This window comes from Actinomadura sp. NPDC000600, assembly GCF_040492135.1.
GTDB lineage: Bacteria > Actinomycetota > Actinomycetes > Streptosporangiales > Streptosporangiaceae > Spirillospora.
This window is the reverse complement of record NZ_JBEUPD010000043.1, coordinates 1-14,638: the sequence shown is the minus strand read 5'-3', so window position 1 is coordinate 14,638 and position 14,638 is coordinate 1. Positions and strand designations below refer to the sequence as shown.

General features: G+C 73.4%; 10 protein-coding genes. 5 read left to right on the top strand and 5 right to left on the bottom strand.

Features of this window, described 5'->3' with window-relative positions:
- The 3 genes from ABWI07_RS37940 to ABWI07_RS37930 all read right to left on the bottom strand — a co-directional run bounded on the left by ABWI07_RS37940 (nt 1) and on the right by ABWI07_RS37930 (nt 4,094).
- Nucleotides 1-1,938 carry a fumarate reductase/succinate dehydrogenase flavoprotein subunit gene (locus ABWI07_RS37940; RefSeq protein ID WP_353821511.1) on the bottom strand — a complete coding sequence of 646 codons (1,938 nt, stop codon included), beginning with the start codon at nt 1,936-1,938 and terminating at the stop codon, nt 1-3.
- Nucleotides 1,939-1,957: 19 nt separating this feature from the next.
- On the bottom strand, nt 1,958-2,647 hold the full coding sequence (locus ABWI07_RS37935; RefSeq protein WP_149260839.1) for a succinate dehydrogenase cytochrome b subunit: 690 nt from the start codon (nt 2,645-2,647) through the stop codon (nt 1,958-1,960).
- Nucleotides 2,648-2,861: 214 nt separating this feature from the next.
- Nucleotides 2,862-4,094 (bottom strand): PP2C family protein-serine/threonine phosphatase, encoded by a 1,233-nt coding sequence (locus tag ABWI07_RS37930; RefSeq protein WP_353821489.1) that lies wholly within the window; start codon nt 4,092-4,094, stop codon nt 2,862-2,864.
- Between the two features lie 302 nt (nt 4,095-4,396).
- On the opposite strand from ABWI07_RS37930, the gene ABWI07_RS37925 reads away from it, so the two are divergent.
- Together ABWI07_RS37925 and ABWI07_RS37920 are read left to right on the top strand one after the other, a co-directional pair.
- Nucleotides 4,397-6,151, top strand: coding sequence for an ABC transporter transmembrane domain-containing protein (locus ABWI07_RS37925; protein ID WP_353821488.1), 1,755 nt, complete (start codon nt 4,397-4,399; stop codon nt 6,149-6,151).
- A complete protein-coding gene (locus tag ABWI07_RS37920) occupies nt 6,148-7,872 on the top strand; it encodes an ABC transporter ATP-binding protein (protein ID WP_353821487.1) in 1,725 nt (574 codons plus the stop codon). Before ABWI07_RS37925 ends, ABWI07_RS37920 begins: the two co-directional genes overlap by 4 nt.
- An 8-nt stretch (nt 7,873-7,880) precedes the next feature.
- On the opposite strand, the gene ABWI07_RS37915 is transcribed toward ABWI07_RS37920, so the two are convergent.
- Entirely contained in the window at nt 7,881-9,962 is a 2,082-nt protein-coding gene (locus ABWI07_RS37915) for a S9 family peptidase (protein WP_353821486.1), read from the bottom strand.
- Nucleotides 9,963-10,133: 171 nt separating this feature from the next.
- Here ABWI07_RS37915 and ABWI07_RS37910 point away from each other — a divergent pair, with 171 nt between their 5' ends.
- From ABWI07_RS37910 to ABWI07_RS37900, 3 genes are all read left to right on the top strand, one after another.
- The gene (locus ABWI07_RS37910; protein WP_353821485.1) at nt 10,134-11,621 is read left to right on the top strand and encodes a serine/threonine-protein kinase; all 1,488 of its coding nucleotides are present in this window, start codon (nt 10,134-10,136) and stop codon (nt 11,619-11,621) included.
- A gap of 83 nt (nt 11,622-11,704) precedes the next feature.
- Entirely contained in the window at nt 11,705-12,604 is a 900-nt protein-coding gene (gene mshB / locus ABWI07_RS37905) for an N-acetyl-1-D-myo-inositol-2-amino-2-deoxy-alpha-D-glucopyranoside deacetylase (protein WP_353821484.1), read from the top strand.
- A gap of 23 nt (nt 12,605-12,627) precedes the next feature.
- Nucleotides 12,628-13,221: a DUF6113 family protein gene (locus ABWI07_RS37900; protein ID WP_149260833.1), complete on the top strand. Its 594-nt coding sequence runs from the start codon at nt 12,628-12,630 to the stop codon at nt 13,219-13,221.
- A gap of 46 nt (nt 13,222-13,267) precedes the next feature.
- On the opposite strand, the gene ABWI07_RS37895 is transcribed toward ABWI07_RS37900, so the two are convergent.
- Nucleotides 13,268-14,638 (bottom strand): DHA2 family efflux MFS transporter permease subunit (locus ABWI07_RS37895; protein WP_353821483.1); only part of this gene is annotated, 1,371 nt, incomplete at its 5' end.

The following is a 14,638-nucleotide window of genomic DNA, read 5'->3' as shown; positions in this document are numbered from 1 at the left end:
TTACTTGTACGACCTCTGCGTCGGCTTGACGTACTCGAAGTTGAGGGCCTCCTTGTGGAGGACGGGCTGCTCGCCCTCCCCGGCCCATTCCCAGGCGGCGACGTAGCCGAAGTTGTCGTCGTCGCGCTTGGCCTCGCCCTCCTCGTCCTGGCTCTCGGCCCGGAAGTGGCCGCCGCAGGACTCGGTGCGGTGCAGCGCGTCGACGACCATCAGCTCGGCCAGCTCGAAGAAGTCGGCGACCCGGCCGGCCTTCTCCAGCTGCTGGTTCAGCTCCTCGCCCTTGCCGGTGACCTTGACGCGCGTCCAGAACTCCTCGCGCAGCGCCGGGATGAGGGTCAGCGCCTTGCGCAGCCCCTCCTCCGTGCGCTCCATGCCGCAGTACTCCCACATGATGTGGCCGAGCTCGCGGTGGAAGGAGTCGACGGACCGGTCCCCGTCGATCGACAGCAGCCGCTCGATCCGCGTCCGCACCCGCTCCTCGGCCTCGCCGACCGCGGTCTCGGCGACCGGGGGGAGCTCGTTGCGGGCGATGTAGTCGTTGATCGTGTTCGGCAGGACGAAGTAGCCGTCCGCGAGGCCCTGCATGAGCGCGGAGGCGCCGAGCCGGTTCGCGCCGTGGTCGGAGAAGTTCGCCTCGCCGATGACGAACAGGCCCGGGATCGTGGACTCCAGGTCGTAGTCCACCCACAGGCCGCCCATCGTGTAGTGGACGGCGGGGTAGATGCGCATCGGCGTGTCGTAGGGGTTCTCGCCGGTGATGCGCTCGTACATCTCGAAGAGGTTGCCGTACTTGGCCTCGACCTTGCCCCGGCCGAGGCGGGCGATCGCGTCGGCGAAGTCGAGGTAGACGCCGAGCCCGCCGGGGCCGACGCCGCGTCCCTCGTCGCAGACGTTCTTCGCCGCGCGGGACGCGATGTCGCGCGGGACGAGGTTGCCGAACGAGGGGTAGATGCGCTCCAGGTAGTAGTCGCGCTCGTCCTCGGGGATGTCGTAGGGCTTGCGCGTGTCGCCGGCCTTCTTGGGCACCCACACGCGGCCGTCGTTGCGCAGCGACTCCGACATCAGCGTCAGCTTCGACTGGTGGTCGCCGCTGACCGGGATGCACGTCGGGTGGATCTGGGTGTAGCACGGGTTGGCGAACAGGGCGCCGTGCCGGTGGGCGCGCCAGGACGCGGTGACGTTCGAGCCCATCGCGTTCGTGGACAGGAAGTACACGTTGCCGTAGCCGCCGGACGCGAGCACCACCGCGTCCGCCGTGTAGTGCTTGACCTCGCCGTTGATCAGGTTCCGGACGACGACGCCGCGCGCCCGCCCGTCCTCCATGATCAGGTCGAGCATCTCGTGCCGCGGGTACAGCTCCACGTTCCCGGCGTCCACCTGCCGCATCAGCGCCTGGTAGGCGCCGAGGAGCAGCTGCTGGCCCGTCTGGCCGCGCGCGTAGAAGGTGCGGGACACCTGCGTGCCGCCGAAGGAGCGGTTGTCGAGCAGGCCGCCGTACTCGCGGGCGAACGGGACGCCCTGCGCGACGCACTGGTCGATGATCTGCCGGGAGATGTCTGCGAGCCGGTAGACGTTCGACTCGCGGGAGCGGAAGTCGCCGCCCTTGACCGTTTCGTAGAACAGCCGGTACACGCTGTCGCCGTCGTTGCGGTAGTTCTTGGCGGCGTTGATGCCGCCCTGCGCGGCGATCGAGTGGGCGCGGCGCGGGGAGTCCTGGAAGCAGAACTGCTGGACGTGGTAGCCGGCCTCGCCGAGGGTGGCGCCGGCCGAGCCGCCGGCCAGCCCCGTGCCGATGATGATGATCTTCTTCTTGCGCTTGTTGGCCGGGTTGACCTGCTTGGCCTCGAACTTGCGGGTCGTCCAGCGCTCCTCGATGGGGCCCTTGGGCGCCTTGGCGTCGGCGATCGGCTCGCCGGACTTGTAGAAGCCGTTTGTCATGTCCTCAGCTGCCATGTGATCAGCTCACCCATCCGAAGGTGATGGAGACGGGGACGGCGACGAAACCGAGCGTGACCAGCGCGGCGACGGTCGCGGAGAGGCCCCGCAGGGCGTTGTGGCTGCGCGGGCCGCGCATTCCGAGCGTCTGGAACGCGCTCCAGATGCCGTGGTTGAGGTGGAGGCCGACGAGCAGGACCGCGACGACGTACCAGACGGTGATGTACCAGCGGGACGGGTCGAAGTCGGCGACCATCCGCTCGTAGGGGGTGGCGTCGGCGCCCTTGGGGTTCAGGGCGAAGAACGTGAGGTCCAGCAGGTGCCAGACGACGTAGACGGCGATGATGACGCCGCCGTACCGCATCGTCCGGGCGGCATAGCCCTGCGCGTGGGACTTCTTGCGCGACTGGTACTTCACGGGGCGGGCTGCCGAGGCGCGGCGCGCGAGCGACACCGCCGACCACATGTGCAGGACGACCGACACGCCGAGCACGAGCTCGATGACCGTCAGTACGGTCCGGTACGGGACCGCGGGCTCGCCCATCGTGCGCAGCCAGTGCGCGTAGTGGTTGAAGTCCTCCGCGCCGAGGAAGATCTTCAGGTTCCCGATCATGTGCAGGACCAGGTACAGCACGAGGATGCCGCCGGTGACGGCCATGACGGCCTTCTTGCCGACGGTCGACCGGTAGATCGCAGGTATCGCTATAGCCACGACCTGCACGCTATGTCCGGTTCGGCGATTCGTTCCAAGTCATGAACGCACTCGTGGCGATAGCCGCAGGCTATGAACACATGCGGCGAGGCCCTTGTGGCCGTTCCGTGACAATCGTCCGGGTGAGGGACTTCACAGCGGGTGCGGGAACCTCATCGGGGAGTGACCTAGAAGACATTGACTGAGGTCAGGAGCTTGTGATCAGCGTTCCCGATCAGCGCCCGGGCCCGTCGTGGCCGGCCTGCCGCGACAGCAGGAGGACGGCGAGGTCGTCGGTGAGGGCGTCGCCGTTGAGCCGCTCGACCTCGCCCACCAGCGCGTCGATCAGCGACCGTCCGGCCGCGCCGCGGGTGCGCGCGGCGCGGGCGAGGTCGACCAGGCCCTCGGTGCCGAGCCGGTCGGAGCCGTCGCCGACCCGTCCCTCGATCAGGCCGTCGGTGTAGAGCATCAGGCCCCAGGACTCGCCGAGGTCGATCTCGGTGGTCGGCCACTCCGCGCCGGGCACGAGGCCGAGCGCCGGGCCGTGCGCGTAGTCGGGGAGCGCCGCGACCTCGCCGCCGTCGCCCGGCGCGCCGCGGAACAGCAGCGGCGCGGGATGGCCGGCCAGGTGCATCCGGGCGGTCCGCCGGGACGGCGCGATAGTGATCATGCAGAGGGTGGTGAAGATCTCCTCGCTGCGCCGCTCGTGGCCGAGGACGGTGTCGAGGGTGCCGAGGAGCTGCTCGCCGGTGTGCCCGGCGAGGACGAGGGTCCGCCACGCCATCCGGAGCTGGACGCCGAGGGCCGCCTCGTCGGGGCCGTGCCCGCAGACGTCCCCGATCATCAGGTGGACGGCGCCGCCCTCGGTCTGCACGGTGTCGTAGAAGTCGCCGCCGAGCAGCGCCCGCCGCCGGCCCGGCCGGTAGCGGGTGTGGTGCCGCAGGGACGGGTCCTCGATCAGCGGGACCGGCAGCAGGCCGCGCTCCAGCCGGGCGTTCTCGCGGCCGAGGATGCGGGCCTCGACGAGCCGCCGCTCGGTCTCCTCCGAGCGCTTGCGCTCGATGGCGTAGCGGATCGCGCGGGCCAGCAGCGGCCCGTCGACCTCCTGCTTGACCAGATAGTCCTCGGCGCCCGCGGCGACCGCCCGGACGCCGAGCCGGCCGTCGTCCAGGCCGGTCAGCACGACGACGGCGGCCGGGCCGGAGAACGCGAGCACCTGGTGCAGCCCCTCCAGCCGGTCGATGCCGGGCGTGGAGAGGTCGACGATGATGCACTGGGTGCGGCGCGTCAGCATGCGCCGCGCGGAGTCGAGGTCGCTCGCCACGGTGATCTCCGTGTCCAGACCGCTGTCGGCGAGCATCTTCTCCACCATGAGCACGTCGGTGGGGTCGTCGTCGATGAGGAGCAGGTCGATCCTGTCCTCGGTACCTGGCGTGAGGGGATGCGTCTGGTGACTGATGGTGCTCACAGGTCATTCCGGACTGTCGGGCTGGCGACGGCACTGGCAACGGCCGGGTCGTCCCGCCTGTTCCTGCGGCCGCAGGAGCGGTACGGGCCGCGCCGGGGCAGCGGCATGGGCCTAGCCGCCAGTGTCCCGGCTCATGGAGCGGAGGAAGCATCGCTCCGTACGGTGACGACTTTAGCGTGTCACCGCGGCCGGGCGCATCCCCCGAGCCCGGCTTCGCGAGGGTTTCCGGACCGTCCGAAACCTGTTCGTCCTGTTGAAAAACCAGTCGTGCGACAAGGGTCGCGCTGCATAGCCTTCGTCGCGTGAAGCCGTTGCCAGAAAAGAATCCTGGCGGCCCTGACCACGTCACCCGAGGGGGAGCGAACCCCCTCGATCCCTGGAGTGCCTCACGCGCCGACCGCCGTGCCCCGGCGCGCTACCTGCTCGCGCTGCTGCGCGCCCAGTGGCGCAGCGTGACCGCGGGCGCCCTCCTCGGGGTGGCCTGGATGCTCAGCCAGGCGCTGATGCCCGCCGCGCTCGGCCGCGCCATCGGCGACGGCGTCGCGGCGCGGGACGAGCGCGCCCTCGTGGCGTGGGCGGCCGTCCTGCTCGGCCTCGGCGTCGCGCAGGCCGTGACGGGCGTGCTCCGGCACCGGTTCGCCGTGTTCAACTGGCTGGCCGCCGCGTACCGGACCGTCCAGCTCGTCACCCGGCAGACCACCCGCCTCGGTTCGACGCTGCCGAAGCGGCTGACCGCGGGCGAGGTGGTGAGCGTCGGCATGTCCGACGTGGCGCACATCGGGGAGGCCCTCGACATCATCGCGCGCGGGTCGGGCGCCGTGGTCTCGATCGTCGTCGTGGCCGGCCTCCTGCTGACGACGTCGCCGCCGCTCGGCCTGATCGTGCTGGTCGGCGTCCCGCTGATCCTGGTGGCCGCGGCGCCGCTGCTGCGCCCCTACCGCGAGCGGGAGCAGGCGCACCGCGAGCTGGTCGGCGAGCTGACCACGCACGCCACCGACCTGGTCGCGGGCCTGCGGGTGCTGCGCGGGATCGGCGGCGAGACGCTGTTCTCCGGCCGCTACCGCGCCGAGTCGCAGCGGGTGCGCGCGGCCGGGGTGGCGGTCGCGCGGGCCGAGACGCGGATGAACGGCGCCGAGGTGCTCCTGCCCGGCCTCCTGGTCGCGCTGGTCACCTGGGCCGGCGCCCGGTTCGCCGTGCGGGGGGCGATCGGCGTCGGGGAGCTGGTCGCCTTCTACGGGTACGCGGTGTTCCTGATCGTCCCGCTGAAGACCCTCGGCGAGGCCGCCAGCAAGATCACCAAGGGCCTGGTGGCGGCGGGCCGGGTCACCGCGCTGCTGCGGCTCGACCCCGAGCTGCCCGCCGCCGGGACGGCCCGGCCGCCGGCCGGCGCCGAGCTGGTCGACATCGCGTCCGGGCTGGTCGTGCGGCCGGGCCGGGTCACCGCGGTCGCGGCGGCCGACCCGCGCGACGCGCAGGCGATCGCCGACCGCCTCGGCCGGTACGCGGACGGCGAGGTCGACTTCGGCGGCGTCCCGCTGCGCGCGGTCTCGGACGTCCGGAAGCGGATCCTGGTCGCGGTCAACGAGGACCGGCTGTTCTCCGGCCCGCTGGCGGAGTCCCTCGCGCCGGACGCCGAGGGGCCCGCGCTTCAGGCCGCGGTCCGCGCGGCCTGCGCCGAGGACGTCGTCGACGCTGTCGGGCTCGACGCGCACGTGGCCGAGGCAGGGCGGGAGTTCTCCGGCGGCCAGCAGCAGCGCCTCCGCCTTGCGCGGGCGCTCGCCGCCGACCCCGACGTCCTCGTTCTGGTGGAGCCGACCAGTGCGGTGGACGCGCACACCGAGGCACGCATCGCCGAAAGGCTCGGCGAAGCGCGCGCGGGCCGCACCACCGTGGTGTGCACGACGAGCCCGCTGATGCTGGACCGCGCCGACCACGTCGCCTTCGTCCGGGACGGCGTGGTCGTCGCGGAGGGAACACACCGGGAACTGCTGGACGCCGAGCCGCGCTACGCGGCGACCGTCACCAGAGGCGAGGCGGCGGAGAGGGCGACGACGTGAGCAACCAGATCCTGCCGGTCGCGACACCCGCGCAGGTGCGGGCCTATGCCCGGCGCCTCGTGCTCCGGCATCCCCGCGACCTCGCCGCGGTGCTGGGCCTGCACGCGCTGGCCGCCGCCACCGGGCTCGTCACGCCGCGGCTGCTCGGCGCGCTGGTCGAGGACGTCCGCGACGGCCGCGCCGACATCGACACCACCGGCCTCGCCATCGCCGGGTTCGTGATCCTCCAGGGCGTGCTGATCCGGTACGCCTACCTGGCGTCGGCGAAGCTGGGCGAGCGGGTGCTGGCCGAGCTGCGGGAGGAGTTCGTCGACCGGGTCCTGGCGCTGCCGCTGTCCACGGTCGAGCGCGCGGGGACCGGCGACCTGGTCACCCGCGCGTCCCGCGACGTGGACACGCTGAGCACCTCCGTCCGGTACGCGATGCCGGAGACGCTCGTCGCCGTCGTCGTGGGCGGGCTCACCGTCGCCGCGCTGATGCTGAACGGCCCGCTGGTCGCGCTGCCCGCGCTGGTCGCCGTGCCGCTGCTGGTCGCGGTGATGCGCTGGTACCTGCCCCGCGCCCACGAGGGCTACCTGCGCGAGAACGCGGCCTGGGCGCGCATCGGCGACGGGCTGGCCGAGACCGTCCAGGGCGCCCGGACCGTGGAGGCCCTCGGCCTCGCCGAGCGGCGGCACGAGCGCGGCGACGCCGACATCGCGGCGTCCTACAAGGTGGAGCGGTACACGCTGCGCCTGCGCACGGTGCTGTTCCCGGTGATGGAGATGAGCTTCGTCCTGCCCGTCGTGTCGACGCTGCTCGTCGGCGGCCTGCTCTACATGAACGGCATGGCGACGCTCGCGCAGGTGACCACCGCGACCCTGTACGCCCAGCAGCTCATCGAACCGGTCGACGCGCTCATGTCCTGGCTGGACGAGTTGCAGCTCGGCGGCGCCTCCCTGGCCCGGCTGCTCGGCGTGGGCACCGTCCCGCCCGACCGCGCGCCCGGCGACAGGCGGCCCGCCGGCGAGCGGATCACGGCGCGCGACGTCCACTACTTCTACCGGCCCGGCCACGACGTCCTGCACGGCGTGGACCTCGACCTGCGGCCGGGCGAACGGCTCGCGATGGTCGGGCCCAGCGGCGCGGGCAAGTCGACGCTCGGCCGCCTGCTCGCCGGCGTCGACGGCCCGCGCGCGGGCGCCGTCACCGTCGGCGCGGACGGCGGCGTCCCCCTGGTCGAGCTGCCCCTGGACGACCTGCGCGGCCATGTCGCGCTGGTCACCCAGGAGCACCACGTGTTCCGCGGCACCCTCCGCGAGAACCTCGTGATGGCCCGCCCGGACGCCACCGACGACGACATCCGCGAGGTCCTCGAAGCCGTCGACTGGGACGGCCCCGCCCTCGACACCGCCGTCGGCTCGGGCGGCGAGACCCTGTCGCCCGCCCAGGCGCAGCAGCTCGCCCTGGCCCGGCTCGTCCTCGCCGACCCGCACACGCTCGTCCTGGACGAGGCGACGTCGCTGCTCGACCCGCGCGCCGCCCGCCGCCTGGAACGCTCGCTCGCCGCCGTCCTGGACGGCCGCACCGTCGTCGCCATCGCGCACCGCCTCCACACCGCCCACGACGCCGACCGCGTGGCCGTGGTGGAGGACGGCCGCATCACCGAACTGGGCACCCACGACGCCCTCCTGGCCGCCCAGGGCTCCTACGCGGCCCTTTGGGCCTCCTGGAGGAGTTAGGGCGCGGGCTACCCCTCTAGGGATTCCTTGAGGAAGGAGACCTGGATGTGGAGGAGGTTCTCGGCGACCACCTCTTGCGGGGTCATGTGGGTGACGCCCGAGAGGGGGAGGACGGTGTGGGGGCGTCCGGCCGCCAGTAGCGCCGACGACAGGCGCAGGGTGTGCGCGGCCACCACGTTGTCGTCCGCCAGGCCGTGGATGATCATCAGCGGGCGCTTCAGGTCCGGGGCCCGGTCGAGCAGGGAGTTGGCGGAGTAGTTCTCCGGCTCCTCGTCGGGGTGGCCCAGGTACCGCTCGGTGTAGTGGGTGTCGTACAGGCGCCAGTCGGTGACCGGGGCGCCGGCGACGCCGGCGTGGAAGACGTCCGGGCGGTACAGGACCGCGAGGGCCGCGAGCCAGCCGCCGAACGACCAGCCGCGGATGCCGACGCGGTCGAGGTCGAGCGCGGCGGGGTGCTTGCGGGCGGCCTCGATCAGCGCGCTGATCTGGTCCTCCATGACGGGCTCGACGAAGTCGCCGCGCACCGCGCGCTCCCAGGCGGGGCCGCGGGCCGGGGTGCCGCGCCCGTCCGCGATCACGACGGCGAAGCCCTGGTCGGCGAGCCACTGCGCCTCGCAGTACATGCGCTGGACGGCGAGGACGCGCTGGGCGTGCGGCCCGCCGTAGGGGTCCATCAGGACGGGCAGGCGGCCGTGGTCCGGCTCCCACCCGGTGGGGAGCAGCACGGCGGTGCGCAGCTCGCGGTCCCCGGCGCGCAGCAGCTCCACCCGCGGCGTGATCACCGGGGTCTCGGCGAACGAGACGACGGGGTGGACCGCGGACGCGGTGCGCACCTCGGCCTCCGAGCCGGGGCGGTCGAGCCGCGCGCCCGTGACCACGGTGACGCCGCCCGCGCGGGTGCCGGAGAAGACGCCCTGCCCCTCGGTCAGCCGGGCCACCTCGCCGCCCTCGTAGGAGTAGAGGTGCACCTCGGTGGGCTCCTCCGAGGCGGTGAACAGGATCGACTCGCCGTCCACGCCGAGGACGGAGCGCAGCTGAAGGCCGGCGGGCGTGACGGGCTCGCCGGCGACGGTGATGCGGCGGGTGTCGGTCCCGGCGTCCTCGGTGGCCCAGACGAGGGCGCCGCCGTGCGTCCGGACGGGCAGACCGGGGATGATCTCCGTCCAGACGGGATCGTGCTCGGTGTGCAGCAGCGACGTCTCGCCGTTGGTCGGATCGACCTTCAGCACCCGCTGGGAGCGCTGGTCGCGCGGCTGCACGACGATCAGCAGGCCGTGCCGGTCCCACACGGCGGTCACGAGGTAGGGGAACATGCCGCGGTCCCAGGCGACCGCTAGCCGCCCGCCGTCCACCTTCAGCAGCACCAGGGACACCATGGCGTTCGGCGTGCCCGCCGCCGGGTAGGCGATCTCGGACGGCGGCCGGTCCGGGTTGGCGGGGTCGGCGATGTGCCAGCGCTGCACGGGCGTCTCGTCCACCCGCGCGACCAGCAGGGTCCCCCCGTCGGGGGACCACCAGTGGCCGCGCATCCGGCCCATCTCCTCCGCCGCGACGAACTCGGCGAGACCGTAGGAGACCTGGTCGGACTCGGGCTCGACGAGCGCGCGGTCGTCGCCGCCGTCCATCTCGATGATCCGCGGCGTGCGGCCCGACACGTACGCGACGCGGCGGCCCGCCGGGTCGGGGCGCGGGTCGAAGACGGGCGCCCGGGCGGGCAGCTCCCGGACGAGCGCGGTGTCGAGGTCGACGGCGTAGAGGCGGCCGCCCAGGGTGAAGACGGCCTGCTTCACGGCGCGGTCGGTCGCGTACCCGACGATGCCGCCCGCCTGCTCGCGGGCGCGCTCGCGCCGGGCCCGCTCCTCGGCGGGCAGGTTCTCCTCGCCGGGGACGTCCAGCGCGGCCGGGTCGGCGACGCACTCCTCCTCGCCGGTGGCGGTGTCCAGCGTCCACAGGCAGGTCACCGGGTCGTCGCCCGCCCGGGTGCGCAGGAAGACGACGCGCGACCCGTCCGGCGCGATCTGGAAGGCGCGCGGGACGCCGAGGCTGAACCGTCGCGTGCGGGCGCTCTGCCGCGGATAGCTGATGCTCATGGCATCCGAGTCTGCCAGGGCGGTGCGGAAGTACGGCGCACGGCGGCCTCCTGCCCCCTATGATCACGGGTCGTCGCGTAGCGGACGGGAATGTCCCGTGCCCGTGTCCGCCCTCGCGTAAGCTCAAAGCTTCCCCAAGCACTTTCATCGTCGCGGGCTGAGGAGTGGTCAATGCCTGAGCTGCAGCCGGGAGACCCCCGGCGGCTCGGTTCCTACGAGATCGTCGAAAGGCTCGGTGAGGGCGGCCAGGGCGTCGTCTACGGCGGGGTCGACGCCTCCGGGAACCGCGCTGCGATCAAGCTCCTGCGGGCCGACCTGGCCGGCGACACCATGGCCCGCAACCGGTTCGTCCGGGAGGCGCAGGCGGCCAAGCAGGTCGCCCGGTTCTGCACCGCGCAGGTCCTGGAGGCCGACGTCGCGGGTGACCAGCCCTACATCGCGAGCGAGTACGTGCCGGGGCCGTCGCTGTACAAGCAGGTCACCGAGACCGGCCCGATCAGCGGGGCGCCGCTGGACCGGCTGGCGATCGGCACCGCGACCGCGCTGGTGGCGATCCACCAGGCCGGGATCGTGCACCGCGACTTCAAGCCGCACAACGTGATCATGGCCCCGGACGGGCCCCGCGTCATCGACTTCGGCATCGCGCGGGCCCTCGACACCGGGCAGACCAACGCGACCAAGGCGATCGGCACCCCGTCCTACATGGCGCCCGAGCAGGTGGCGGGCGCGACGCTCACCGAGGCCGTGGACGTGTGGGCCTGGGCCACCACGATGGTGTTCGCCGCGACCGGGCACCCGCCGTTCGGCGACGACACCGTGGTCGCGGTGATCAACCGGGTGATGCACGAGCCGCCGTCGCTGGACGGCGTGCCCGCCGACCTGCACCGGCTGATCGCCGCCTGCCTGGCCAAGGAGCCCGAGCGGCGGCCGACCGCGCAGCAGATCATGATGGCGCTGATCGGCAGCGGCCCGGGCGGCGGCCCCGGCGTCATCCCCGGCGCCGGGCAGACCCGCATGGACGACCCGGCCCAGGCCACCACGATGCTCGCGGAGGGGTCGACGCTCGCCGCGGGCGGCCTCGCCGGCGCGGGGATGATGGCGGGCGGCGCCACCCACCCGGGCCGCGGGGCGCCCGGCGTCGCGCCGCGCGACTACACCGGCACCCTCCCGCCTGCGGGCGGCCCCCCGACCGGGGCGCCCCGCGGCGGCTACAACGACTGGGAGCCCGAGCGCAAGTCCAAGTGGCCGATCTTCGGAGCGATCGCGGCGATCGCCGTGCTGGCCCTGGTCGTGGGGCTGTTCATGGCGACCCAGGGCAACAAGGACGACAGCGGCGGCACGCCCACCCCGGCCGTCACCGACTCCGGGTCGGTCTCGGAGTCGCCGACGTCCGAGGAGCCCGAGGCGCCCACGCCGACCCGCACCAAGACGCGTGAGAACACGCCGCCGCCGCGGACGTCCGAGCCGCCGTCGGAGACGCCGACCAGCGAGACCCCCACCGAGGCGCCGACCAGCGACACGCCGACCACCACGCCCACCTCCCCCACCGGGGGCACCGGCGGGGGAGGCACCGGCGGTGGCGGCACCGGCGGAGGCGGCGGTGACGGCACCGGCACGGGAGCGGGCGGCACCGGCGGCGGCACCGGCGGAGGCGGCTGACGCGGCCCCGCGGCGACCCTCCGGGATGTGCGGGGCAGGGCGGTCATCGCCGCCGTGCCGGGCACTGAGTACGCTCGGGGACTATGAAGGAGCCGCGGATCCTGTTCGTCCACGCCCATCCGGATGACGAGTCCATCGGAACCGGGGCGAGCATGGCCAAATACGCCGCCGAGGGCGCCCACGTCTGCCTCGTCACCTGCACGCTGGGCGAGGAGGGCGAAGTCATCCCCGAGGAGCTTCGCCACCTGGCCTCCGACAAGGAGGACGCCCTCGGCGAGTACCGGATCGGCGAGCTCGCCGCGGCCTGCCAGGCGCTCGGCGTCCGCGACCACCGCTTCCTCGGCGGTCCCGGTCGCTGGCGCGACTCCGGCATGATGGGCGCACCCACGAACGACGACCCGCGCTGCTTCTGGCAGGCGGACGTCACGACCGCCGCGCTGGACCTCGCGAGCGTCATCCGGGAGGTCCGCCCGCAGGTGATCGTCACCTATGACGAGCGCGGCAACTACGGCCATCCCGACCACATCCAGGCGCACCGCGTCACGTGGCGGGCGTTCGAGCTGGCCGCCGACCCGTCCCACGAGGACGGCGCCGAGCCGTGGCGGGCGGCCAAGGTCTACGCCTACGCCACCCCGCGGACGGTCCTCGCCCGCGCGATCGCGGTGATGCGCGAGGCCCGGCTGCCCTTCGCCCGCGTCGCGGGGCTGGAGGAGCTCGGTTCCGGCGTCCCGGACGGGGAGGTCACCACGGTCGTGGACGCCCGCGCCCACCTGCCCGCCAAGCTGGCCGCGCTGCGCGCCCACCACACCCAGATCACGGTCGCGCCCGAGCAGGTCGGGCCGTTCTTCGCGCTCTCGAACAACCTGGGGCAGCAGGCGTTCGGCACCGAGTACTTCATCCTCCAGGCGGGTGAGCTCGGCCCGGTCGGCCCCGGCCGCCGCGAGCGGGACCTGTTCGCCGGTCTGACGAGCACGGCGGACTGACCGGCCCCGGTACGCTGGCGTCCGTGGACAAGGACGACGAGGCCCGGGTGCGGCTCGCCAAGAACGCCCCCCGGGCGGACGAGGGCGCGAAGGACGCCGAGGCCCCGGCCGACGTCGCCGAGACAGGCGCCCCCGACGCCCCCGGCGCCCCCGAGGCTCCCGGCGACGGGAGCCCGGACGCCGGCGCGACCGCCCTGGAACCGGACGGCGGCGAGGGCCCCGGCGACGCGTTCGTGTCCGGCGCCGCCTACGCCGCGCTCGGCGTCCTCGGCGGCGTGTTCGGCGTGGTCGGCTCGTTCGTGCAGGACTGGACCGTCGGCCCCGTCCCGCTCGCGGCGCTCGTCCTGGTCGCGCTGGTCTTCGCGATGGCGTGGCTGTCGGGGAAGGGCATGGGCGGGCGCCTAGGCGCGACGGTCCCCGCGATCGTCTGGGGCGTCGTGGTGTTCGTTCTGTCGATGCGCCGCCCCGAGGGCGACCTCGTCGTCCCGGCGACGACGGCCGGGTACGTGTTCATCATCGGCGGCATGGTCGCCGCCGTGATCGGGATCATGCTCGTCCCGCCGGCCCGCCCGCCGGGCGACTGGCTGCTCGGCAAGGCGGGCCGTACCCAGCGGTAGCGCGGGTAGGAAATGAGGGCCCGCCCCAGGGGAGCGGACCCTTGTCTCAGCTAGCCATGGGGGCGGGTTCGGGATCCTTCTGCAGCGACGTGCCGGCCTGGTGGCCCTTGAGGGTGAGGCAGGCGGCGGCGCTGAGCAGGATGACGGCGATCGGCAGCCACATCGTCGGCTTCATGGCGTGGACGAAGCCGTGCGAGAACACCTGCCCGGCCAGCTCCTGGATGCGGTGCGCGACGCCCGGAGAGACGCCGGGTGGCAGCTGCTGCCGCGCCCCGCTCTGCCCCGCGCCGACCTCCAGGCCGCCCTTGGCGGCGTTCGCGAAGCCCTGCACGAAGCCGCCGCGCACGTCCGGCGGGAGGGCCGCCGAACGGGTGGCCGCCTCGTCCCGCAGCGAGGACGCGAGCTGGTTCTGCAGGACGGCGCCGACCGCGGCGCTGCCGAGCACCGACCCGACCTGCCGGATCATGTTGTTGACGCCGGACGCGGCGCCGGCGAGGCGCGGCGGGACGTTCCGCGTCGCCTCGGTCGCCATCGGCGCGAACACGCCGCCGATGCCGAGCCCGGACACCACGAGCGGGGCGATGAACGCGGTCCAGTGCGTGCCGACCTCGGCGACGACCAGGATCCACGCCATGCCGACGCCGTAGAGGGTCAGCCCGGCCATCAGGATGAACTTGCCGCCGATGCGGTCGGACATCCGGCCCGCGACCGGGGCGAGGAGCATCGACACCAGCGACGACGGCGCCATGACGAGGCCCGCCTTGAGGGCGCTGAAGCCGAGCACCGACTGCAGGTAGATCGTCATCGGCAGGAACATGCCGATCATGCCGACCGAGACGGCCGCGCCGACGAGGTTCAGGATCGTGAAGTTGCGGTCCTTGAACAGCGAGAACGGCACGAGCGGCTCGCGGTCCTGGCGGCCCCGCTGGTGCACCACGAAGATCACGAAGAGCGCGAGCCCGGCGGCGATCAGCCCCCAGATGCCCTCGTTCCACTCGTACTTCTGGCCCTCGGTCAGCGCGAACGTGACGCAGAACAGGGCGGCGGACGCCAGCAGCACGCCCGCGACGTCGAACCGGTGCCGGACGGTGCGGGTGTGGCCGGGCAGGATCGGGACGGCCATGGCCAGCACGAGGACGCCGATCGGCAGGTTCACGAAGAAGATCCACCGCCAGTCGAGGCTGGTGACCAGCAGCCCGCCGACCGTCGGCCCGGCGATGGTGGACACGCCCGCCACCGCGCCCCAGACGCCGAGCGCGGCGCCGCGCCGCTCCGGCGGGAACACGCTGATGATGATGGACATGGTCTGCGGCATCAGCAGCGCGGCGCCGAGCCCCTGCACGGCGCGGGCCGCGATCAGCTGCGCCGGGTCCTGGGAGATCCCGCACGCCAGGCTGGACAGCGTGAACAGCGCGAC